Source organism: Streptomyces doebereineriae, from assembly GCF_031845645.1.
GTDB lineage: Bacteria > Actinomycetota > Actinomycetes > Streptomycetales > Streptomycetaceae > Streptomyces > Streptomyces canus.
Window position 1 is genome coordinate 81,166 of sequence record NZ_JAVREZ010000028.1, and the last position, 22,190, is coordinate 103,355.

Genomic DNA, 22,190 nt, shown 5'->3' on the forward strand with positions numbered 1-22,190 from the left:
GCTGCTCGGGATCTTCTGGGTGCAGTGGTTGCATGCCCTCGGCCGCCTGTTCTCGGTGGCACGGGCGGGAATCCCGCCCACGCCGCAGGGGAAGGCCCTGTGGGGGGTCTGGCAGCAGACTAGAGGCTGAAACGGCCCATGAGAGTGTTTGGCGGCAACCGTCGAAGTTCCCCGGACGACGACGTTCCGCACAACTCATGCCCTGGATCGTTGATTTGACATTGCGTCAGAGATCGGGTGACACGTGCCCGTCCTGCGGGAACAGTGCACTGGGAGCAACTGGCGGGGAAATGAGTGAAGGATGAAACCGCCGGCCCGGCGGAAGACTTCTGATGTGTCGAAGGTCACCCCGCATTCTCGCCTCGTGGCCCTGGGACCAGCGTGCGCCGTGCAGCTCTCCATGACCCCGACACGGCGGCCGTCCTGAAGCGGCCGTCGCGGGCGGTGTCACGGATCGCCACGACCGGAGCCCGGGCTCACCGCAACTCGTCCACATAGCGGTCGGTCCCGGGCACCGTTGGTATGAACGGTGCTACGAACTGCACCTCGCCCAGCCCGGACGCCGCCACCGCCGTGTCCAGGTCCGCGAAGTGGTCGCGCCAGTTGCCGCGCGGATCGTCTTCGAGGAACCACAGCAGGGTCAGCCGGGTCCCGACCCCCTCGACCTGTTTGACATAGGTCATCCGGTCCAGGGGCAACGGCGTCGGCGCGAAGACGGTCACCAGGGCCGCGGTCGAGCCTGCCAGCCGTTTCGGAAGGTGGTCGTCGCGCAGCCATGCGAGTAGTTCCCCGCGTTGGTCGGGGGAGTTGCTGTCGATGACCTGGACGATGAGCCCGGCGTAGGGGTGGTCGAGGGCGTGGATGTCCCGGGGGCCGTGGTCGCCATCGCGGTAGACCGTCACGGCGTGGTCCTGGAAGGCGGTGAAAACGTGCGTTCGTTCCTGGAAGACGCGGTGGTCACGGTTGAGACGTTTGTTGATGCTCACGGTCCACCGCATGTGGTCGTCGTAGCGGCCGGCGGTCATCCAGTAGACGGAGATGTAGCACCCTGCCGTCACCGGCTGTGCGACCGAGGAGGCCGCGGGGTAGCGCAGGAGTTGCAGGTCCCGGGTGGCGACCCAGCGGCGGCCCGCGTACATCCACGGCATGGCCATCGCGCCGGCAATGAAGTGATCGTCTTCGTACCAACGGTTGTACTGTCGTTCCTGGCCCGGGTGCGGCTCGACCATGGTGATCAGGGCATGCCCGAGGTCGGCTCCATAGGGGCCGACGGCGGCCAGTTCCGCATACGTGCGGCTGAGGGTCTCATCGGTGTACGTCGCATCCTCTGTCATGAGTCCGGTCTACCTGACTGAGCATCAGATTTGGAGAGGGATTTCGTTCGACTCCGTCTCCCTGGCGCGGAGGCCCATGTGGATCAACTGCGCTGATCACGCTGCGCTGATCACTTCAACTCATCCGGACAAGGCGTCCCACGGGGCACGGTATAGGGAGCCGCCAACCGATACGTCCCCGCCTTCGGCGCGAGCAGCATCGTCCACTTGTCCCCGTCCGCGTCCTCCGGCGTCTCCATCAGGCACCCGTTGACGTTGTCGAAGGTCTTCGGCTCCCCGTCCTCCCGCTCCTTCGACGCGTCCGTCTCCTGCGGCGGCTTCAGCTTGTTGCCCTCCGCGTCCACGATCGACAGCCAGGGCGAGTAGGGGATCCGGATGAGGATGCGCCCGGCCTTCTTCACGCGCATCGTCATCTCGCCCTGCGCTGCCCGGTCGACCACCGTGTTCGGGGAGGCGAGTGGCGCCGGGTCGGTCACCTGGAACAGCTGCCAGTTCGCGTCGCCCCAGATCTGCTTCAGGTACGGCATCCCGCGCTGGACCAGCTCCCGCTCCCGCTCGCCCCCGTCCCCGTCGGGCTCGTCCTTGGGCACGACCACGAAGTGCACGGCCCAGCGCTGGAGCCACTCGTGGTAGTTCGCGGAGTTCAGGGTGTCGTCGTAGAAGAGCGGGTTGCGCTCCATGTCGGCCTGCCGGTTCCAGCCCCGGGCGAGGTTGACGTACGGCGCGAGCGCGGACGCCTCGCGGTGGGAGGCGGCCGGTACGACCTCGACGCGGCCCTTCTCGGCGCCGACCTCCTGGAGCTCGTTGACGAGGGGGGCCAGCTCGCGTGCCCAGGACGCCGTGGGGGTCGTGTGGACGACGTCGTCGACGGACTTGAAGCCGATCCAGGTGGTGAAGCCGACGAAGGCGACGACGAGGGCGTACCACTTGCGGGTGCGCGGCACCGCGAACGGCAGCGCGGCCGCCAGGGCCACCCCCGCGAACAGCATCGACAGGCGCGAGATGTTGGAGCCGATCTGGGAGCTCACCAGCCAGACCAGGACGACCGACAGGCTGTAGACCCCGGCCGTGATCCGGACCGTCGTCCACTCGCGCGGGACGAGGAGGAAGACCAGGAGGCCGTAGGCCAGCGGCAGGAGCACCGAGGCGATCTTCATCGGCTGGGTGCCGGCGAACGGGAAGAGCCAGGCGGACAGGGCGACGACGACCGTGGGCGCGATGCCCAGCGCCCAGGCGCCGGGACGCCGTTTCTGCAGGAAGAGGGCGACCGCCACGAGGCCCACGAACAGGCCGGCGACCGGTGAGGCCATGGTCGCGAGCGCGGCGAGCGGGGCCGCGCACAGGGCCTTCGCCCAGCGTTTGTAGCGCCAGCGGTGCGGCCAGCAGAAGACGACGGCGACCGCGCCGAGCGCGAACATCGTGCCGAGTCCGAAGGTCACCCGGCCCGAGGCCGCGTTGCACAGGAAGGCGTACACGCCCGCCAGCGAGGCCCACAGCGGGTTCTTCACCGACCGGCTGCGGAGGAGGATCAGCGTCAGCAGCCCGGCCGAGACCGTCCCGGCCAGCATCATCGTCGTACGGACGCCGAGGACCGACATCAGATACGGCGAGACGATGCTGTACGACACCGGGTGCATGCCGCCGTACCAGGCCAGGTTGTACGCGGAGTCCGGGTGCCGGCCGACGAACTCGGCCCACGCGTCCTGTGCCGCGAGGTCGCCGCCGCTGTTCGCGAACGTGAAGAACCAGACGATGTGGAGGACGCCGGACAGCGCGGTCATGGAGAGGACGGGGTGGCGCAGCAGCCGCTCACGCAGTGCGAGGAGAGCGGTCCAGGTCCTGGCTCTGAAGCCCGTGGGCGGGCTGCCGTTCCCGGTCTCAGGTTCTGCGGGCTCGCGTATTCGCGGGCCGGTACCCGGGCCCGGGTCGGTGTCGTCGGCGCGTGTCGGCTCCGCAGTGGCCACCTGAAGGCACTCCCCGTGGTGTCCCGTCTTCATGTCCCGGCCGCGCCCCAGCGTCGACCTGCCCCGGTTCGTGACGCTAGCACGCGGCCCGCCGTCCGGAACCCGGGCGGGGTCCGGCCGGTGGACCGCGTGAGGTGTCCGTCCCGGTTCGTAATCAGCCGACGCGGGTCAGCTTGTCGGTGAATCCCGGTTCGGTCAGATCCTTCTGCAGGGTGACCGGCACCTTGACCGCGCCGCCCTCGCCGTCACCGACGGTGAGGCTGCCGACCTTGGTGCCGGCCTTCGCGGTGTGCGGTACGTCGTCGGCGGCGAAGGACAGCTTCACCTTGAAGCCGGCCCAGCCGACGGCGGTGACGTCCTTGGTCAGCACGACGGGGGTGTGGCCGCCGAGGCCGTCGTCCACGTACCCGACGACGTCGCCCTTCTTCAGGATCTTCGTCGAGGTCAGGGCGTCCTCGGCGGCGAGCAGCGCGACCTTGCTGACGTCGTTGACGGTCTTGATGATCGGCGCCTTGTGCTGGCCGAGGATCGCGCCGACGACGGTGACGGTCTCCCCGCCGACCTCCTTGCGGCCCGCGAAGAGGAGGTTGCCGCCGGCGGCGGTGGTGGTGCCGGTCTTGATGCCGATGCCGGTGTAGGGGACCAGATAGTTGTAGTTGTACCACTTCTGTCCGGACGGATCGATCCACTGTCCCATGGACGTGATCTCCATCAGCGCCGGGATCTTCACCAGCTCGTTGCCGAGCTTCACCTGGTCCTCGGCGCTGGAGACGGTGGTCTCCTTCAGGCCCGAGGCGTCGGTGTACTTCGTGTTCTTCATACCGAGTTCCTTGGCGGTGTCGTTCATCTTCTTGATGAACGCCGCCTCGGAACCGGAGTCCCAGCGGGCGAGCAGCCGGGCGATGTTGTTGGCGGAGGGGATCATGATCGCCGCGATCGCCTGCCGCTCGGTGAGGACGTCGCCCTGCTTGACGGTGTTGAGGGTGGACTCGCCCTGCTTGTTGTAGCCGCCCTCCGTCTCGGCGAGCGCGTCGACGGTGATCTTCGCGCCCTCCTCACCGGACTTGAGGGGGTGGTCCTTCAGGACGATGTAGGCGGTCATGGCCTTGGCCACGGAGCCGATCGCGACGGGGGTCTGCTTGCCGAAGTTCCCCATCGTGCCGACGCCGTTGATGTCCAGCCAGCCCTGGCCCTGGGTGGGCCAGGGGAGGGTGGCCTTGCTGCCGTCGAAGGTGTAGGAGTCCTCGGCGGTGAGGCTGAGCGTGGGGGTCGGCAGCGGGCGCAGGGACTGCGCGATCGCAAACGCGACGACCAGGAGGATGAGGATCGGGGTCCAGATCTTGACCCGGCGGCCGAGGGTGCGCAGGGGGCTGGGCGGGGGCGGCGGAGTGTTGGTGAGCTCCGCGAGCAGGTCGAGGGGCGGCTTCGGCGGCAGGGGCTGCTGCGTGGTCCGCTCCGGGCCGACCTGGCCGACCTGGGGGACGGCGGCGGTCACGTCCGGCTTCGGCCGCGACTCACGCGGTTCGTCGAGGGCCTTCAGCGCGACGAACTTGCTCGTCCGCTCGGCGGGGGTCTCCGGCTTGGGGGGCGCGTCGGCATCCTTGGGCTCTGCTGCCGCCGCCTCCGCCGCCTTGCCGAGCTTCAGCATGGTGGTGGGCTGGTCCACGGGGGGCCGGGGTGCCTTGAAGACGGCGGTGGGCTGGTCGACGGGGCGCTTGTCGCTCGCGCCCGCGTCACCGGACCCACCGTCTTCGGAGGTCTCGCCGTCGTCGCCGGTCTCGTCGTCCGTCTGCGGGTCGGTGGGGGCTGGTCGCGCAGTTCCCCGTGCCCCTGGGGAGTCCGAGTCGCCGGTGTCCGGGACGTGGTCCTCGTCGTCGGCTACGGCCGTCTCGGCGGCGTCGGTCTCGGATGCCGCGTCGGTGTCCGTGGCCGGCTCCGGCTTGCTGTCGGTCTCCGAGTGGGTCTCCGGCCCGGCGTCCCGGGCGGACTCGTCCTCGGAGGCGTCGTCGGCGGGCTCGGTGACCTCGTCCTCGGGCTTCTTCGCGGGCTCCGCCTTGCCGGAGCCGCCCTCGGGTCCGGTCTTCTCGTCCCCTGTGCGGACCCACGCCGCCACCGCGTCCCGCAGCCGCGCGTCGGGCGCGCCGGAGTCGCCGGAGCCCTCGGCCGTGGCCGAATCATCCGGTTCTTCAGTCATGTCCGTGTCATCCGGGTTTCCCGCTGTGCCGGAGTCGTCGGAGTTCTCGGCCGTGCTGGAATCGTCCGGGTCGTCGGTCGTGTCCGTGGTGTCCGGGTCTTCCGCCGTGCCGGAGTCGCCGGGGCTCTCGGCCGTGGCCGAATCCTCCGGCCCCTCCGCCCTGGCGGTGTCCTCTGGCTCCTCCGCCCTGTCGGCGTCCTCAGGACCCTCCGGCCCGTCGGCGTCCTCAGGACGCTCCTCCGCGGCCGCGGGGGCGTCGTCGGGCTCCCCGGTGTCGGATCCGCCCGTTCCGGCCTCTGTGGGGCCCTCGGAGGGCTTCTCGGGGGTCTCCGGGAGGTCACGTACCGAGAAGACCCTCGTGGCCGTGTCGACGCCGCCGAGGGAGATGGACTCCCGTGCCACCGCGAGCCGGGGATCGCGGGCGGAACTCCTCGCCTCGGGAACCGGACTCGCGCTCCCCGACGTCGGTTCTGCCGACGACTCGCGCTGCTTCGACCTGTCGGGGGACTCGCCCGCCACCGATGCCTCCTCCATGTGCCGCGGGTGATCGGTATCCGTCACCCTGCGTCTGCCGAACCGTTGAATCGCCGTACGGGCAGCCGCCACACCACGCTGTCCGAACCATGTACCAGTGTCCTGTGTGTGGCCCTGTCCCAAGCGGTAGACGAGAACGACATACCTACCGGTTCCACTACAAAGAGGTCACGCACCCTCGACAGACCAATGTGAGAGGGGTCACCCTGTCTTTCATCCACGCGGGGAGGCATGGATGGGCAGGAGCCGCAGAACACTTCCGGAAGAGCTTCTGCTGCTGGCGTTGGACCCGACCACGGGTACCACCGCACAGCCGCAGTCGCTCGACCTCGGTCTGGCCGGAGCACAGCTAGTGGAGCTGGCGCTGGCCGGACGGATAGCCCCAGACGGGGATCGTATCGCCGTGGTAGCCCCACGGCCGACTGGAGATCCGACTTTGGACTGCGCGTTGGAGTTGCTGCGAAGGCGTGGCGCTCCCGTGCGGGCAGTGAACTGGATCGGCGGGCCGCGACTGGGGCTCCGCCAGACATACCTCTCGCATCTGGAGCGGTGCGGCATGGTTCATGCCGTGGCGGGTCAGATGTGCGGAGTGCTGCCGACGACCCGCTACCAGGCGACGGACAACGAGATCAGCCGGGAGATCAAGTCCCGACTGGACTCGGCGATCCGCACCGGCGTACCGCCGGACCCGCGGACCGCCGCGCTCGCCGCCCTGGCACACGCGGTCGGCCTCGGCAAGCACCTGTATCCGGGCAACGAGGGACGGTCCTCGAGGTCCCGGCTGCGGGACCTCATCAGGCACGACCCGATGGGCGGTCTCGTCGCGCACGCCGTGATGGACGTCCAGAACGGTGTGGCCGCACAGCCACGTCGTAGCCCGGCACCCGCCGGCCGCCAGGCCGCCCCGGGAGCCAGGCCCGCACCGGAGCCCGCTCGTGGCGTTCCGATGCAACCGCGCCGAGGACCGATGGCGCGCGCCGTGGCTCACTGAGCCGCAGTTCCACGGCACGCACCGCCGACAGCACGACCCGCACCACGCACCACTCAGCCGCCGCACCGTCAGTCCCCAAAGACCGGTTCGGGAGCCGCTGGTCCGCGCGGGGCGACGGAACCGTACGTCCGTACATCGGGCGTCACCGGGTTCCGCCGCCCCGCGCGGCCGCATGTCCGGGCGCGGTCGGCCCGCGTCCCTCGACTGTCGTGTACGCAGCGCATATACACCGTTTCCCAGCGGTAATGAGCACCTTGGTGGCAGTCTGCTCAACAGCAGATACGCAAAGTCAAGAACGAGGCACGCAGCCGGAGGTGCACGTCCCGTGGCGTCCAATGTCAATCCCACCGTCAGGCGGCGCCGGCTGGGCCAGGAGCTGCGCAGGCTCCGCGAGCTCAAGGGCATGACGGCCGAAGAGGTGGCGGAGCGGCTGCTCGTGTCGCAGTCGAAGATCAGCCGGCTGGAGAACGGCCGGCGCAGTATCAGCCAGCGCGATGTCCGCGACCTGTGCGGGGTCTACGAGGTCGAGGACCAGCGCATCGTCGATTCGCTGATGCAGATGGCCAAGGACTCGCGGCAGCAGGGCTGGTGGCATGCCTTCGGGGACATCCCGTACAGCGTCTACATCGGTCTGGAGACCGACGCCGAGTCGCTGAGGGTGTACGAACCCCAGATCATCACCGGCCTGTTGCAGACCCGGCCGTACGCCGAGGCCATCGTGCGCGGCGGCGCGCCCGAGGCGACGGAGACGGAGAACGACAAGCGGGTCGAGGTGCGGCTGCGGCGGCAGAGCCGGGTCGCGGCCGAGCGGGATCCGCTGCGGCTGTGGGTGGTCCTGGACGAGGCGTCCCTGCGCCGGGTCGTCGGCAGCCGGCAGGTGATGCGCGAGCAGTTGGAATACCTCGTCGAGATGTCCCAGCAGCCCCATATCACCGTGCAGGTACTGCCGTTCGACGTCGGCGCGCACCCCGGGCTCAGCGGCCAGTACTCCATTCTGGAGTTCTCGGACGCGGCCGATTCCAGCGTCGTCTACATCGAGGGCGTCACCAGCGACCTGTACCTGGAGAAGGCGCACGACGTGCAGAAGTACACCGTGATGTACGAGCACTTGAGGGCGCAGGCGCTCAACGTCGAACAGTCGCGTCAGCTGATCGAGGACATCGCCAAGGAGTACGCCCGGGAATACGCCCGTTGAACCGCTTCCCGACAGGGCGGGCCGGATAGTACACCCCGGCCCGGTCCGTCTGGAAGAGTCCTTTGGAATATGCCGCCAGAAGAGTGAATGGCTGCTCCGAAAGAGGAAGTCGGCGAGTAGCGTCGATCACGCCAACGATCACAAAGGTTGGCGTGATCCGAACACTGCACATCTGGCTACGGAGCGAATATGGCAATTCGTCTGGGCAACCTGGACACATGGACGACCTCCACCTACACCAACGCCAACGGGGCGTGCCTGATGGTGAGGTCGACCGAAGAGGAAGCACTCGAACTCGGCGACACGAAGATCCCCGAGGGTCCCAAGCTGGCCTTCCCCGCCGAGGCGTGGAGCGCCTTCGTGGCCTCGGTCAAGGTGTGAGGGGCGGACCGGTCTGATCCCCGTCCCGTTCATCCACAACTGCACACCACAACTGCTCGCGACAACAGCACAAGCACCACCACAGAGCCCTCTCGACCAGATCGCCGTCCTTGCCGAGGGGGCTCGGCGTGTGCCTGCGGCCGCCTACGCCAGCGCACCCTCCACGGCGGAGACGATCTCGTCCGACTCCGGCTCCGTCTGCGGGGAGAACCTCGCCACAACCGACCCGTCCCGGCCGATCAGGAACTTCTCGAAGTTCCAGCGGATGTCGCCGGTGTGCCCCTCGGCGTCGGCGAAGCCCACCAGACGGTCGTAGAGCGCGTGCCGCCCCTCGCCGTTCACCTCGACCTTCTCGGTCAGCGGGAAGGTCACTCCGTACGTCGCCGAGCAGAACTCCGCGATCTCCTCGGCGCTGCCGGGCTCCTGTCCGAGGAACTGGTTGCAGGGCACGCCGAGCACGGTGAAGCCCCGCTCCGCGTAGCGCTCCTGGAGCTTCTCCAGGCCGTTGTACTGCGGGGTGAGCCCGCACTTGGAGGCCACGTTCACGATGAGGACGGCGTTGCCGGCGTACCGGCCGAGGTCGGCGGAACCGCCCGTGAGGGCACCGATCTCGACGTCCAGGGGAGAGGAACCATCTGTAGTCGTCATGACCGGATGCTAACTCCGCTCAGTGAATCCCCGGTTCCGGCCCCCGACGCCTCCACGAGCACCTCCCCGGCCGCCGTCCGCGCATACAGCACCGACCGCCCGGCCCGCCGCCGCTCCACCAGGCCCGCGTCCAGCAGCACCCGCAGATGCCGTCCCACAGACCCCAGCCCCTGCCCGGTCACGGCGACGAGCTGGCTGGTGCTCAGGGGGGAGTCCAGGAGGACCAGCACCCTGGCCCGCGCGGTGCCGAGCAGTGTGCCGAGGCTCGCGGGCACGCTCCGGGCGCCCGGGTCGGCGAGGGCGCCCGTGCAGCCGTAGACGATGGCGTACCGTCGCGGCTCCTCCCACGTCGCCCAGCCGCGGCCCGGGGTGACCGGGACGAAGACGAGTTCGGCGCCGGAGATCTCGCGGGGCGGACGCTCGTGCCGGTTCACCTGGAGCCGGTTGTCGCCGAGCCAGCGGGTCTGGCCCGGGGTCAGGGAGTCGATGACGGCCGCCCAGCCGCCCCGGCTCACCTGAGCGGTCCGGGCGACCACGTCCGCCTCCAGGATCCGCCGCCGACGGTCCCAGTACGGTCGTACGGTCCGCGTCCAGACGTAGGCGAGGAGCGCGGCGGCCCGCTCCGGGAGGTCGTCGCGCTCCAGGGCGGCGGGCAGCGGGCCGCGCAGGGAGACCCGGACGTTCGCGCGGGCCTCGGCGGGATCGGTCGCCCGGATCCGCGCGAGCGTCTCCTCCAGGGGCGTGCCGTCGCGCGGCAGCGGCGCGAGGAAGTCGGCGATCCAGGACGTGCCCATCGCCGAGCGCACCAGCAGCGCGGTCACCGGGTCGGCCGCGAGGTGCGCGCGGTAGCCGGGCAGGTGGGTGCGGAGCCAGGCCTCCTCGCCCGGGTGGGCGGCGGTCCCCGTGTGCAGCAGCCGCAGGGTCGCGAAGGTCTCGGTGAACGGGCAGACCACGAACCGGCTGCGGACGAGGGTGTCCGCGTTGACCTGCCACCAGCCCATGGACCCCCCTTGGTTTCGCGACCGCGCGAAACACTAACCGTCAGCTGCCGACCGCTCCGAGACTCCCCCGCATGCGCAGCTACCGCACCCTCTTCCGCACCCCGGAATACGCCCCCTTCCTCCTCTCCTTCGCCGTCTACGCCGCCGCCCAGACGATCGCCGGCCTGGCCCTGGCCACGCTGGTCTACCGGGCCACCGGCTCCCCGCTCCTGTCGGCGGTGAGCATGTTCGGACCGCAGCTGGCGCAGTTACTGGGCGCCGCGTTCCTGCTCTCCGGCGCCGACCGCCTGCCCCCGCGCGCGATCCTGACCGTGATCTCCCTCGCCTTCGCGGCGGGTACGGCGGTGCTGGCGCTGCCCGGCCTGCCGGTCTGGGCGGTCTTCGTCGTCCTGCTCCTGCAGGGCCTGGTCGCGTCGCTCGGCGGGGGAGTGCGCGGGGGACTGATGAACGAGATCCTGCCCAAGGACGGCTACGTCCTCGGCCGTTCGGTGTTCAACATGCTCTGGGGCCTGGTGCAGGTGACCGGCTTCGCGACCGGCGGCGCGCTGCTGACCCTGCTGTCTCCCCGTGTCTGTCTGCTCCTCGCGGCGGCGTTCTACGCGGCGTCGGCCCTCGTCAATCACCTGGGTCTCACACCCCGCCCGCCGCGCTCCGCCGGCCGCCCGTCCTTCTCCGCGACCTGGCGCACCAACGCCCTCCTGTGGTCCTCCCGCCCCCGCCGCCTGGCGTACCTGGGCCTGTGGGTCCCCAACGGGCTGGTGGTCGGCAGCGATTCGCTCTACGTCTCCTATGCCCCCGCGGCCGCCGGCACGATGTACGCGTGCGGGGCGCTGGGCATGTTCGTGGGCGACATGGCGGTCGGCCGCCTGGTGCCGCCCGCGCTGCGCCCCCGTCTGGCGACCCCGCTGCGTCTGCTGCTGGCGGCGCCCTACCTGTTCTTCGTCCTACGGCCGTCAGTGGCGCTGTCGGTCGTGGCCGCCGCCGTCGCCTCCGTCGGGTTCGCCGCGAGCCTGGTCCTCCAGGAACGCCTGATGTCCCTCACCCCCGACCACCTCGCCGGCCAGGCCCTCGGCCTGCACACCACCGGCATGGTCGCCCTTCAGGGCATCGGCGCCGTGCTCGCCGGCACCCTGGCCCAACTGACCTCCCCGCCCACGGCGATGACACTGATGGCGACCGCGTCCGTCGCGGTGACCCTGACGCTCTTCGCGCTGGAGAGGCGCGAGGAACGACAGCCGGGTGCCGGTGTGCCGACCGCCGCGGAGGCGACCGGCACCGGGTGAAGGGCGATCGGGAGCGCGAGCCCCCGGGGCGCGGTCGTCGGACCCTACGGAATGACGACCGCGCCTTCGGTGGCGGTGAGGGGGACCGTCTCGACGTCCTGCTCCCCGAACTCCTTCAGGTAGCTCTCGAGCGCCGGCGGGCGGTAGTCGGCGTCGTCCTTGCGGCGCAGCATGACCGTGTCGGCAAGGTGCTCTCGGCCGACGAGGTGGCCCTGTTCGTCCTGCTCCTGTCCGATGGGGCGGTGCAGCGGCTTGAAGAGCCGGAAGAACCCCTTCCGGGAGGGGTCCCACGGGCCCATCGGGTTCGGCTGGACGGCGAAGTCGATGCACTCGTCCGGGGCCATGGCGTCGGGCCCCTGCTCGCTGAGCACGCAGGGATCGAACTCGAGGTCGTACCGGGCGGCCTGCCGGACCATCCACAGGAGGGTGATGTCGGACAGGCCCGAGTCCTTCTCGCCGCCCCCGACGGCGGTGTGCACCCCGGAGAACCAGACCTGTCTCAACTCCTGGCCCTTGGCGGCGTCTTCGTCCTGCCGCCACAGCGTCGGCGGGAACGCCGAACGCTCCTCGTCCACGGCCAGGGCCTGGAAGGCGCCGTTCACCGACTTGCTGAGGGTGGTGTCGTGGAAGGCCCAGCGGTGGTTGAAGCGGTCGACGAGCGGCTGGAGGAACCCGGGCGCCGGAACCGGGATGCCCAGGGAGCCGACCGTGTCCCAGACGCCCACGAAACGGATCTCCGTCTCGTACGAGTACGCCCTGCGGAACAACGTGGCGGCCACGCTGGTCGGTTTGTCTGCGCGGCTGCGGTACAGCGCCCATGCCTCGTCGATCCGGTCGGCCTGTTCCGGGCGCAGGATGCCGCAGTTGTGCACCAGCCCGGCCAGACTGCGCGCGGTGAACGCGCCCCGGCTGAACCCGAACAGGTACAGCGTGTCACCGGGTTCGTAGGTGTGGATCAGGAAGCGGTAGGCGTCGATCACGTTGCGCGAGAGCCCCACCCCGAACGCGGCGCCCCGCAATCTCTCCCGCCGGTTCGTGCCGACCCCGCTGTGGTAGTACACCCGCTGTTCCATTCCGACAGCGGAGCGTCGCCGTACGGCCAGGGCCACCTTGGCGACATTGGTCTTGCTCGGCTGGTCGGCGAGATTCCATGTCCCGTCGCAGCAGATCACCAGACGCTTGGCCATCATGTGTCTCCTCTCCCTGTAGAGAGGACCCCGCGACTGCTCGGTAGATACAGCCAGTAGCGCAGGGACCGTGCCGACCCGCAACTCGGAGCCCGGTGGCGGGTCGGCGGCGGCCCGGTGGTCAGGCCACGACCGTGAACAGGCCCGTCTTCTCGCCCAGCTTCGTCAGCGAGCTCTTGCCCGGGATGCCGTTGGCGTCGGCGCCGCTGTAGCCCAGGTGGCGCTGCCACTTGGCGTAGGCGGCGACGGTGGTGGTGCCGAAGGAGCCGTCGCCCGCGTAACTCCGGGAGAGGTAGCCGAGTTCGACGAGGGCGGCCTCGGTGAGGTTGGTGCCGGCCATGTAGCTGACGTGGCCCTGCTTGGCCCCGGGATCGGTCTTGGCGGCCTTGACCAGCCGGGACAGGTCCACGCGCGGCTTGCCCGCCGGCTTCGTCGTCTCCGTCTTGCCGGGCCCCGCCGCCAGTTGCTTCTTCACGGCGGCCCGGAAGTCGTCCATGTCGAAGCTCGGGTCGATCTTCCCCGGCTGGCACTCCTTGTGCCCGGCGACGGACTTCTCGCTCCAGCCGTGGGCCCGGCAGATCGCCGCCGCCCACAGCACGGCCTGCCGGTACTGCGCGTTCGGGTAGGGGTCCCCGCCCTTGCCGAGGTTCTCGATCTCCAGGCCGTACAGACAGTCGTTGCCGTCGGCCTTGGCCACGTCGTCGTGGGGGAGCGGCTTCTCGTCGCGGAGCGCGTTCAGGACATCGATGTCGGCGTAACCGGCGTGGTTGGTACGGCCATTGCCGATCATCCACAGCCCGGCGGTCTTGCCGAGCCAGGCGTGGCACAGCGGTCCCGGCAGGTCGGATCTGCCCTTGTAGCAGAGCTCCTTGTCGTTGTGTCCGCCGGTGTGGTGGATCAGTACCCCGATGACGGGACCGAAGGACTTCCCGGACGCCGCGTCGCGGTTGTGGGTCTTCCAGCCGGCGTGCTCGTGCACCGTGAGGCCCTCGGCCTTCAGTGCGGCGAGCATCTTCGCGGCGGACAGGGGTGTGGCCATGGTCGGGTTCCCTCCGGGTGGTGCGTCGAAAACGCGTCAAGTACCGGTCGGATCTTGTGCGTTGACGTTTAGTTGGCATTCAGTGGGACGTGCTCGCCCCGCCGTTGCCCATGATTACGTCAACACCGCGCCCCGCGGGGGGAATCGCAGCATTCACAGCCGAACGGGCCCCGCCCCTCGTCCGCAGGAGTTGCCGTGCCGTACACCCCGATCGACACCAGCAAGCCGCACTCCGCCCGCTTCTGGAACTACTTCGTCGGCGGCAAGGACAACTACGAGGTCGACCGGGAGATCGGCGACCACATCAAGGAGATCTTCCCCGGCCTCGTCGACGTGGCGGTCACCAGTCGGCGGTTCCTGGGCCGCGCGGTCCGCCATCTCGCCGGGGACCAGGGCGTACGGCAGTTCCTGGACGTCGGCACCGGCCTGCCCACCGCCGACAACACCCACGAGGTCGCCCAGCGCGTCGCACCGGACGCCCGGATCGTCTACGTCGACAACGACCCCATCGTGCTGGCCCACGCGAACGCCCTGCTCACCAGCGCACCCGAGGGCAGGACGGCCTATCTGGACGCCGACCTGTACGACCCCGAGTCCGTCCTGGAGGCGGCCGCGGACACCCTCGACCTCTCCCGGCCGGTCGCCCTGATGATCCTCAACACCCTCGGCCACGTCGCCGACCACGACCGGGCCGTCGACCTGGTCCAGCGGCTCATGTCGGGCCTGGCGTCCGGAAGTTACCTGGTCATCAGCGACAGCACCGCCACGAGCGAAGGGATGATCGCGGCGTCCGAGGCGTACAACTCCAGCGGGGCGGTGCCGTACTACGTACGCCCCGTGGCTGACATCGCCGCGTTCTTCGACGGCCTGGAGCTGGTCGAGCCGGGGGTGGTGCGGGTGACGGAGTGGCGGCCGGAGGAGCCCGGTCCGGCGGGGGTGGATGCGTACTGCGGGGTGGGGCGCAAGCTCTGAGCGCTGTGGGCGTCGTACTCGCGCAGTGATGCGGTGAGCCGCGTTCGGCGCGGCGGCCCGAGGGGGTACGGCCGCCGCGCCGAGGCGGGGTCGCCGTGGCCGTGGATCAGCCCGGCGCCACCGCGCGGCCGGTCTGGGGCGAGATCATGCCGGAGCACAGCCCCTTGGCGGCCAGTGTCTGCGCGATGCGCGGGATCGCCGCGCGGGTGTTGGCGGGCCAGTCGTGCATGAGGATGACCTGCCCGTTGGTGAGCCGCCCGGCCGCCGCGACGATCGCGTCGGTACTGGCGTTGTTCCAGTCCTGCGAGTCGACCTGCCAGAGGACCTCGGTCAGCCCGTACTTCGCCTCCACGGCCTTCACCGTCGCGTTGGTCTCGCCGTACGGCGGCCTGAACAGCCTGGGCGTGCCGCCGCCCGCGTTCGCGACGGCCTGCTGGGTGCGGGAGATCTCGGAGTCGATCGTGGCCTGGCTCTGCTGGGTCAGATGCGGGTGCGTGTAACTGTGGTTGCCGACCCACATCCCGGCGCTGACCTGGGCCCTGACGAGCGCCGGGTTGGCGGCGGCGTACTGGCCCTGGTTGAACATGGTGGCCCTGAGGCCGTACTGCTTGAGGGAGTTGAGCAGGGTGGTGGTGCCGCTGCCCGGGCCGTCGTCGAAGGTGAGTCCGACGTATCCGGTGCAGGCGGCGGCCTGCGTGGGGGCAGCGGTGGCGGGGACCGCGAGGGTGCCGGCGGCGGCCAGAGCGGCGGCGGCCAGTAACGGGAGGTGCGACCGGGCCCTCATCAGGACACCGTGATGTTCGAGCTGCCGCTGGACTGGTAACCCTCGGTCGCGAGGATCATGTAGTACTTGAAGCTGCCCATCGGCATGCCGGCGCGGCCCCACGCGTCGAAGTGGTTGCCGGTGGTGATGGTGCCGCCGGTCCGCCTCGACTGCCGGACGCTCCAGTACTGGTTGAAGGTCTTGGTGCCTTCCACGGACGGGGCGTTGTACCGGGTGGTCTGGTAGATGTCGTACGTGCCGCCGTCGCTGGTGACGGTGCCCTTGTACGTTCCGGTGGGCCGGTAGGTGCCCCAGTTGTCGACGATGTAGTACTCGACGAGCGGGTTCGAGGTCCAACCGTAGAGGGCCAGGTAGGCGTTGCCGGACGGGTTGAAGCTGCCCGAGTAGCTCACGGTCCTGCGGGAGCCGTTGCTCCAGCCCTTGCCGGCCACGAAGTTGCCGGTGTTGCGCCAGGAAGTGCTGTAGTTCCCGCCGGAGTTCAGGGTCATGGAGACCGTGCCCTGGGCGTCCGTCCAGAACGAGTAGTAGTAGCCGTTGTTGGTTCCGGTCTGGTTCGTGGTGATGACCGTGGCCGCCTCGGCGGTGCCGGGCAGGGCCAGGGTGGCCCCGGTGGCCAGCAGGAGGCCGCAGACGCTGCGGCGCGTGGGGTGTGCGGGTGTGTGAGTCATGCCCCACAGTTTTGGTCTGCCCCTGTCAAGCGTCAACAGTTTCGGCACATGTTTCGAATGATTCGGTAGCCGTGAGCTGGTGATACCTGATCATCTTTCCTTTGTGAAGCCTCAAAGAACCGATGTATTTCTTCGAATGTTTCGAAGACCTTCCGGATGGCTGAGGCAAAAGAAAAAGGCAGGGAGGTCAGCACCTCCTTGCCATGTTCAACGTATAGCGTACTGGGGGGCTTGCGGCAAGGCCCCGGGGTGGGCGCACACTTACCGGCCGTACCCGAAATCGGAGCTGCTGACTTGAATTCCCTGCCCATCAGCGTGTTCGCCCTTCCCGAGCGCCTCGCCGCCAAGGCCGACCCGACGCTGACCGCCGCCGACGAGCGGCACTTCGCGGCCATCGCGGAGTGCCTGGAGCAGACGATCGCCGAACTGTCCGCCACCCTCGACGCCACCCGCAGGGCACCCGGCGGCATCGGACAGGAGGCGATGGACCGGGACACGGAGATCCACCGGCTCAGCGCCCGGCTGCGCACCCTGCGCCGCTTCGGCCTGGACCTGTGCCTCGGGCACATGGTCGCCGCCGACGACCCCGAGCCGGTGTACGTCGGACGGCTCGGCCTCACCGACAGCACGGGCCGCAGGCTGCTCGTCGACTGGCGGTCCCCCGCGGCCGAGCCGTTCTTCGGGGCCACCCACGCCAACCCGATGGGGCTGGCCAGCCGCCGCAGGTACCGCTGGACGGGCGGCCGGATCAGCGACTACTGGGACGAGGTGTTCGCCCCGGACGGGTTCGCCGGGCACCACGCCTCGCTCGACGACCAGTCCGCCTTCATCGCCAGTCTGGGCAGCGACCGCTCGGAACGGATGCGGGACGTCCTCGGCACCATCCAGGCCGACCAGGACGCCATCATCCGCGCGGGATCCCGCGGCGCGCTCGTCGTCGACGGCGGTCCCGGCACCGGCAAGACCGTGGTCGCCCTGCACCGCTCCGCCTACCTCCTGCACGCCGACCCGCGCCTCGGCCACCGCCGCGGCGGCGTGCTGTTCGTCGGCCCGCACCGGCCCTATCTGGCCTACGTCTCCGACGTCCTGCCCAGCCTCGGCGAGGAGGGCGTACAGACCTGCGTCCTGCGGGATCTCGTGACCGAGGGAGCCACGGCAGGGGTCGAGACCGATCCGGAGGCGGCCCGGCTGAAGTCCTCCGCGGACCTGGTCAAGGCGATCGAGAAGGCCGTCAGGTTCTACGAGGAGCCGCCGACCGAGGGCATGACCGTCACGACCCACTGGTCCGACATTCCGCTGACCGCCACCGACTGGGCCGAGGCCTTCGACGCGGCGGAAGGCGCCCCGCACAACGACGCACGCGACCAGGTCTGGAACGAACTGCTCACGATCCTGGTGGACAGGCACGAGGGCGACGCCCCGGAGAACCTGCTCCGCAAGTCCCTGCGCCAGAACAGGGAGCTGCTCACGGCCTTCAACCGCGCGTGGCCGCTGCTGGAGGCTGCCGACCTGGTCTCGGACCTGTGGACGGTCCCCGCCTATCTGCGGATGTGCGCCCCCTGGCTCGACCGCGACGACGTACGCCGACTCCAGCGCGCGGACGGCCAGGCCTGGACGGTGTCCGACCTGCCGCTCCTGGACGCGGCCCGGCAACGGCTCGGCGACCCGCGGACCTCACTGCGCAAGCGCCGCAACGAGGCCACCCTCGCCGCCCAACGCGAGCACATGGCCACGGTCGTCGACAACCTGAGCGCGGTCGCCGACGACGAGTACGGCATGGGCCTGGTGACGATGCTCCGCGGCGAGGACTTCCACCACGCCCTGGTGGACGAGAGCGCCCTGCACATCGCCGACCCGGACCTGCTCGCCGGCCCCTTCGCGCACGTCGTCGTGGACGAGGCGCAGGAACTGACCGACGCGGAGTGGCAGATGCTGCTGCTGCGCTGTCCGTCCCGGAGCTTCACCATCGTCGGGGACCGCGCCCAGGCGAGGCACGGCTTCACGGAGTCCTGGCAGGAACGGCTCGAACGGATCGGTCTGGACCGCATCACCCTGTCGTCCCTGAGCATCAACTACCGCGCCCCGGAAGAGATCATGAAGGAGGCCGAGCCGGTCATCCGCGCCGTCCTTCCCGACGCCAACGTCCCGACCTCCATCCGCAGCACCGGCACCCCCGTCGTCCACGGCTCGACCGCCGACCTGACCCCGACGCTGGACACCTGGCTCGCCGCCCACCCCGACGGCATCGCCTGCGTCATCGGCGACCCCGCCTTCCGGGCGACGCCCCGGGTCCGCTCCCTTCCTCCAGAACTCTCGAAGGGCCTCGAGTTCGACCTGGTGGTCCTCGTCGACCCGCAGAACTTCGGCGAGGGCATCGAGGGGGCGGTGGACCGCTATGTGGCGATGACCCGGGCGACGCAACAACTCGTCGTACTGACCACGCCCTGACCGTCGGGCCCGGGCGTCAGAACGCGGTGGCCAGCCACGCCGCGACGGCGGCGAGGAGGATCAGAACGAGGTTCAGGCCGGTGTCCTTCGCCTCCCCGCGCGACAGGTGAAGCCCGGCCGCGAGCATCTGGAGCACCACGAAGCCGACCGCGGCCAGGATCGCAAGAACCGGTGCGATCCCGGTCGCCGGCGGCATGATCAGCCCGGCCGCGCCGAGCACCTCCACCACGCCGACAGCCCGGACGGCGGGCATCGGCACGGTGTCGACCCACCCCATCATCGGCGCGAGCCGCTCCTGACTCTGGACGATCTTTTTCCCGCCGGCGTAGAGGTAGAAGACACCCAGCAGCACGGCGATGATCCAGTACGCGACGGTCATGGTGTCACCCTCCAATGGTTACCTCTTGTAAGAAGGGCCATCGTGGGTCACTGTCGAAGGGCTTACAAAAGGCACACGCGTGTGTGTGACCGTCACCAGGAGCGCGATGTCGGAGTACGAGAAGACCTGCCTGATCCGCGGCGACGGCGGCCGCGCCATCCGAGGCGTCCTCGACCGCATCGGAGACAAGTGGACGCTCCTGGTGGTCGCGACCCTCCACGGCGAACGCATGCGCTTCACCGAACTGCTCCACCGCATCCCCGGCATCTCACAGCGAATGCTCACCCTGACCCTGCGCCACCTGGAACGCGACGGCCTGGTGGGGCGCACGGCCTACGCCGAGGTGCCACCCCGGGTGGAGTACGAACTCACCCCCGTGGGCCGCACCCTGATCGAACCGGCCGTGACCCTCGCCGAGTGGGCCATCGAGCACAACCCCGACATCGAACGCAGCCACCAGGCCTACGACACCCGCGGCTGACCTCCCCCGGCCGCACTACCGGGGAGGGTGCATAGAATCCGGTCCCATGCCGAACCCTGACGAGCTGATCGTTGACATCGCCGCCCTTGTGGAGTCCGGGCGGAGCAGTCACATGTCCCTGACCGTGGTTACCGGTGGTGCCGTCATCACCGGTCGACTGGCTCCCGAAGCCCTGTGGAGGCAGCGGGTCTCGGAGGTGCTGACGGACTCCTCCGACCTGGGCGAGTTCTCCGCCGTCTTCGCCACCCCGGTGAAGAAGGACGGTCCGCCCACGCATCTGCACTTCCACGTCGCCCGGATCCTTCAGGGCACGGTGGGGATCCCGGAGACGGGCGGGATGTACCGCGTCGCGATCGAGGACGTCAGCGCCTGGACCGTGGGCGACTTCAGCTACTCCGACCACTGACACGCGGAACGGCCCCGGACGAGGAGTCCGGGGCCGTTTGCGTGAGCGCCTGGTTGTGCGGGGTGCCCCCGGCAGGATTCGAACCTGCGACACCGGCTTTAGGAGAGCCGTGCTCTATCCCCTGAGCTACGAAGGCGGGGGCTTGTAAACCCTGGAGAAAACCCAGCGAGTGGATCTTCGGCCGAGGTGCACAGGCCCGCTGGTCAGTGGGGGTGCGCTGGTGCTCGCGACGGTTTCCCGGGCGAACATCTTGCGCGACCTGACCGCTGACGTGAACAGCGTAGCGGATCGGGGCGGAGCGGAGGTGTGGAGTACCGGGGGTGGGGTGTTGCGAAGGGCTTGACCTGCAGTAAATGCGGGACACAGGCCACGTCGGCCAGTCCGCGAAGCGAGAGCTTGCGGGAGCGCGGCTGAGTCGTTGAGCCGGTGGGTGCCTGCGCTGGTCTGCGGTGGTGCCGCCCCGCGGCCTTGTCTGCGGAGCGGCACAGAAGTTCGCGCTGCCATTGTGTCCAACTACAGTGAGTCAGCCGCCGTCGACGTAAGCACGTGCGGCGACCATGACGTCCTTGAAGCGGCCGTCAGCGATCACCGTGAGAGGCGCCTCGTCCTCGAGCTGGGGGTTCATCCCGATCATCCAGGCGCGTGCCGTGTAGAGGCTCTCAGCGTCCTGGATGAGCTGGAACACCTGCAAAGCCGCGCGCAGACGGTCTTCGGCTTCCTGGCGTGGTGCTGAATCGCCCGAAGCCCACTTACCGACCTGTCGGGGATCGTTGATGTTGGTGATGCGAGCTGTCAGGCGCTGGCCGAGGTTGTCCTGTAGGAAACGGGCAATGTCCGCGATTGACATGCGTACAGTGGTGACGTGGGCTCGCTCGGCGCTTGCTGCGCTCTTGGCGGCTGCAGGATTGTTGGCTGTGGTGGCCATGGCACTTCCTCCCTCGTGTTCTGACTGCACGCCTGGCCGGTGGCCGACTGGTCGCGTGTCAGGCAACGGGTGCAGGACTTGATTGCGGACAACTCGGCCTGCCGCACGTCCAATGGAGTGCAGATGCGGGCTCGGCGCCGCTGACTGATGTGACGCTTCTGATAGGTGGATCCGCGGGGAAGCGTGACCTCTGCGGACTACGACGGCGCTAGACGCCTGTGGTCAGCACCACTACTGCATGCCGGTCTCGGAGATAGATCCGGTGCTGGGCTGACTGAGGGGGTGCAGGCTGTGCAGGAGCTTGTTGCGACGCCAGTTGCTCGGCTGGCCGGCCTGCGGAGCGCCGTCAGGAGGTATCAGCGCGATCGCAGGTGTGGCGATGGCGGCTGCTTGTAACTGGTGGCTGACTGTGTTCATGGTCCCTCCCCAATAGTTCATGAGTTAAGGCTACCCAGAATCCACCGCTAACTCCACCGTTTTTGCGCTAACTTCCGCCGCCTGATGGTTCGTCAAGATCACTTCAGTGAAGCGGGATTGGGGCGCTGACGTGCGGCTTCACTTCACCCTGTTGTCTGATGGCGTCAGGTGGTGACTGACGTTTTCCTTCGTTCGGGCTACGAGATTGGTGGAGGTTTCAAGGTGGGTGCGAGCGGGGGATGGCGAGTGTGGTGTCGCGGCGTCAGCGGATGGTGAGTCTGTACTCGTCGGCGACTCTCCGCAGCCCCTCAGTCTCCGGCCAGATCGGCTGCCTCTCCACCTCTTCCAGATCGACATCGCTGAAGATGGCCCAGCACTGTCGCATCCCGAAGCGGGAGCGGTAGGCGATCCCGTGGATCAGCCGACCCTGTTGAGGGTCGCGCTGCGCGATCGCCCAGGCGGCGATCTGGCGTGTCACTCTGCGGTTCGTGCCTTGGATGTGTTCGGCGGTCAGGTCGGCGATGCCGAACTGCGCCAACTCTTCCTTGAGCTCTCTCGACAACGTGCGCATCGTCTGCTCGTTGTCGACGTCTAAGAATCGCGCCTCCTTGGCCGGCTGTAACCGCACCAGCGTGTGCCGGGTGCGCCAGTCCTGGGGAAGGTTGCCGGGACTCATGAAGTAGGGCTCGTTCCAGTCGTCGCCGATGAATTCACGCAGTTCGGGATCCACACGGAAAGGAGCCAGCGCCTCGGCGAAGCACCCGTCGAGATCGGAAGCGCAGTACAAGGTGCCGTAGCTCACCAGGCTCCACCGGTTGCCCCCCGAGCGGCTGTCGTCTTCCCGGCTGATCTTGTTGTACTTGCGAGGGTTCTCCGCCTTTCCCAGGCGCCACACCCCGCGTTCCGGTGCCGGTATGAGACTTGCCTCTAACGGTGTGCCCTCACTCATGGGCCGCTCC

At 69.1% G+C, this 22,190-nt stretch carries 21 protein-coding genes and 1 tRNA gene; 8 read left to right on the forward strand and 14 right to left on the reverse strand.

All coding sequences use genetic code 11. The annotated features are described in order from the left end of the window. Positions 1–476: 476 nt before the first annotated feature. From RNB18_RS46105 to RNB18_RS46115, 3 genes are all read right to left on the reverse strand, one after another. Positions 477–1,334 (reverse strand): hypothetical protein, encoded by an 858-nt coding sequence (locus RNB18_RS46105; protein ID WP_311720144.1) that lies wholly within the window; start codon positions 1,332–1,334, stop codon positions 477–479. Positions 1,335–1,444: 110 nt separating this feature from the next. Beyond that, on the reverse strand, positions 1,445–3,298 hold the full coding sequence (locus RNB18_RS46110; protein WP_311720145.1) for an MFS transporter: 1,854 nt from the start codon (positions 3,296–3,298) through the stop codon (positions 1,445–1,447). A gap of 154 nt (positions 3,299–3,452) precedes the next feature. Next, positions 3,453–6,026 carry a D-alanyl-D-alanine carboxypeptidase gene (locus RNB18_RS46115; protein ID WP_311720146.1) on the reverse strand — a complete coding sequence of 858 codons (2,574 nt, stop codon included), beginning with the start codon at positions 6,024–6,026 and terminating at the stop codon, positions 3,453–3,455. A gap of 235 nt (positions 6,027–6,261) precedes the next feature. Here RNB18_RS46115 and RNB18_RS46120 point away from each other — a divergent pair, with 235 nt between their 5' ends. The 3 genes from RNB18_RS46120 (at position 6,262) to RNB18_RS46130 (ending at position 8,593) form a co-directional block, all read left to right on the forward strand. Beyond that, positions 6,262–7,017, forward strand: coding sequence for a GOLPH3/VPS74 family protein (locus RNB18_RS46120; protein WP_057608460.1), 756 nt, complete (start codon positions 6,262–6,264; stop codon positions 7,015–7,017). A gap of 325 nt (positions 7,018–7,342) precedes the next feature. Next, positions 7,343–8,212, forward strand: a complete 870-nt coding sequence (locus tag RNB18_RS46125; protein WP_311720147.1) for a helix-turn-helix domain-containing protein — start codon at positions 7,343–7,345, stop codon at positions 8,210–8,212. Between the two features lie 189 nt (positions 8,213–8,401). Next, a complete protein-coding gene (locus RNB18_RS46130; protein ID WP_266518024.1) occupies positions 8,402–8,593 on the forward strand; it encodes a DUF397 domain-containing protein in 192 nt (63 codons plus the stop codon). 144 nt (positions 8,594–8,737) lie between these two features. Here the strand turns inward: RNB18_RS46130 and RNB18_RS46135 are convergent, their stop codons facing one another. Then, positions 8,738–9,241 (reverse strand): glutathione peroxidase, encoded by a 504-nt coding sequence (locus RNB18_RS46135; protein WP_311720148.1) that lies wholly within the window; start codon positions 9,239–9,241, stop codon positions 8,738–8,740. After that, on the reverse strand, positions 9,238–10,242 hold the full coding sequence (locus tag RNB18_RS46140; RefSeq protein ID WP_311720149.1) for an ArsR/SmtB family transcription factor: 1,005 nt from the start codon (positions 10,240–10,242) through the stop codon (positions 9,238–9,240). The genes RNB18_RS46135 and RNB18_RS46140 overlap by 4 nt, the downstream gene beginning before the upstream one ends. Positions 10,243–10,313: 71 nt before the next feature. Between RNB18_RS46140 and RNB18_RS46145 the strand changes: the two genes are divergently transcribed. Beyond that, positions 10,314–11,525 (forward strand): MFS transporter, encoded by a 1,212-nt coding sequence (locus tag RNB18_RS46145; protein ID WP_311720150.1) that lies wholly within the window; start codon positions 10,314–10,316, stop codon positions 11,523–11,525. A 44-nt stretch (positions 11,526–11,569) separates the two neighbouring features. Here the strand turns inward: RNB18_RS46145 and RNB18_RS46150 are convergent, their stop codons facing one another. Then, positions 11,570–12,715: a DUF2235 domain-containing protein gene (locus RNB18_RS46150; protein ID WP_311720151.1), complete on the reverse strand. Its 1,146-nt coding sequence runs from the start codon at positions 12,713–12,715 to the stop codon at positions 11,570–11,572. A gap of 118 nt (positions 12,716–12,833) precedes the next feature. Next, a complete protein-coding gene (locus tag RNB18_RS46155) occupies positions 12,834–13,751 on the reverse strand; it encodes a peptidoglycan recognition protein family protein (protein WP_311720152.1) in 918 nt (305 codons plus the stop codon). A 195-nt stretch (positions 13,752–13,946) separates the two neighbouring features. Here RNB18_RS46155 and RNB18_RS46160 point away from each other — a divergent pair, with 195 nt between their 5' ends. Continuing rightward, positions 13,947–14,723: an SAM-dependent methyltransferase gene (locus RNB18_RS46160; protein WP_311720153.1), complete on the forward strand. Its 777-nt coding sequence runs from the start codon at positions 13,947–13,949 to the stop codon at positions 14,721–14,723. Positions 14,724–14,829: 106 nt separating this feature from the next. On the opposite strand, the gene RNB18_RS46165 is transcribed toward RNB18_RS46160, so the two are convergent. Together RNB18_RS46165 and RNB18_RS46170 are read right to left on the reverse strand one after the other, a co-directional pair. Continuing rightward, a complete protein-coding gene (locus tag RNB18_RS46165; RefSeq protein WP_311720154.1) occupies positions 14,830–15,507 on the reverse strand; it encodes a polysaccharide deacetylase family protein in 678 nt (225 codons plus the stop codon). Next, positions 15,507–16,175: a glycoside hydrolase family 11 protein gene (locus tag RNB18_RS46170; protein WP_311720155.1), complete on the reverse strand. Its 669-nt coding sequence runs from the start codon at positions 16,173–16,175 to the stop codon at positions 15,507–15,509. The genes RNB18_RS46165 and RNB18_RS46170 overlap by 1 nt, the downstream gene beginning before the upstream one ends. Positions 16,176–16,469: 294 nt before the next feature. On the opposite strand from RNB18_RS46170, the gene helR reads away from it, so the two are divergent. Beyond that, positions 16,470–18,623 carry an RNA polymerase recycling motor ATPase HelR gene (gene helR / locus RNB18_RS46175; protein ID WP_311720156.1) on the forward strand — a complete coding sequence of 718 codons (2,154 nt, stop codon included), beginning with the start codon at positions 16,470–16,472 and terminating at the stop codon, positions 18,621–18,623. Positions 18,624–18,639: 16 nt separating this feature from the next. Here helR and RNB18_RS46180 read toward each other — a convergent pair whose 3' ends face one another. Then, a complete protein-coding gene (locus RNB18_RS46180) occupies positions 18,640–19,002 on the reverse strand; it encodes a DoxX family protein (RefSeq protein WP_311720158.1) in 363 nt (120 codons plus the stop codon). Positions 19,003–19,087: 85 nt separating this feature from the next. Between RNB18_RS46180 and RNB18_RS46185 the strand changes: the two genes are divergently transcribed. Both RNB18_RS46185 and RNB18_RS46190 read left to right on the forward strand, forming a co-directional pair. Beyond that, on the forward strand, positions 19,088–19,483 hold the full coding sequence (locus RNB18_RS46185; RefSeq protein ID WP_394817778.1) for a winged helix-turn-helix transcriptional regulator: 396 nt from the start codon (positions 19,088–19,090) through the stop codon (positions 19,481–19,483). A gap of 46 nt (positions 19,484–19,529) precedes the next feature. Continuing rightward, positions 19,530–19,889 (forward strand): hypothetical protein, encoded by a 360-nt coding sequence (locus RNB18_RS46190; RefSeq protein WP_062044321.1) that lies wholly within the window; start codon positions 19,530–19,532, stop codon positions 19,887–19,889. Positions 19,890–19,952: 63 nt separating this feature from the next. On the opposite strand, the gene RNB18_RS46195 is transcribed toward RNB18_RS46190, so the two are convergent. The 4 genes from RNB18_RS46195 to RNB18_RS46210 all read right to left on the reverse strand — a co-directional run bounded on the left by RNB18_RS46195 (position 19,953) and on the right by RNB18_RS46210 (position 22,180). Further along, positions 19,953–20,025 (reverse strand) — tRNA-Arg (locus RNB18_RS46195). A gap of 387 nt (positions 20,026–20,412) precedes the next feature. Beyond that, the gene (locus tag RNB18_RS46200; protein ID WP_311720159.1) at positions 20,413–20,814 is read right to left on the reverse strand and encodes an XRE family transcriptional regulator; all 402 of its coding nucleotides are present in this window, start codon (positions 20,812–20,814) and stop codon (positions 20,413–20,415) included. 231 nt (positions 20,815–21,045) lie between these two features. Continuing rightward, positions 21,046–21,231, reverse strand: coding sequence for a hypothetical protein (locus tag RNB18_RS46205; protein ID WP_311720161.1), 186 nt, complete (start codon positions 21,229–21,231; stop codon positions 21,046–21,048). 262 nt (positions 21,232–21,493) lie between these two features. Next, positions 21,494–22,180 carry an RES family NAD+ phosphorylase gene (locus RNB18_RS46210; RefSeq protein ID WP_311720162.1) on the reverse strand — a complete coding sequence of 229 codons (687 nt, stop codon included), beginning with the start codon at positions 22,178–22,180 and terminating at the stop codon, positions 21,494–21,496. Positions 22,181–22,190 lie beyond the last annotated feature (10 nt).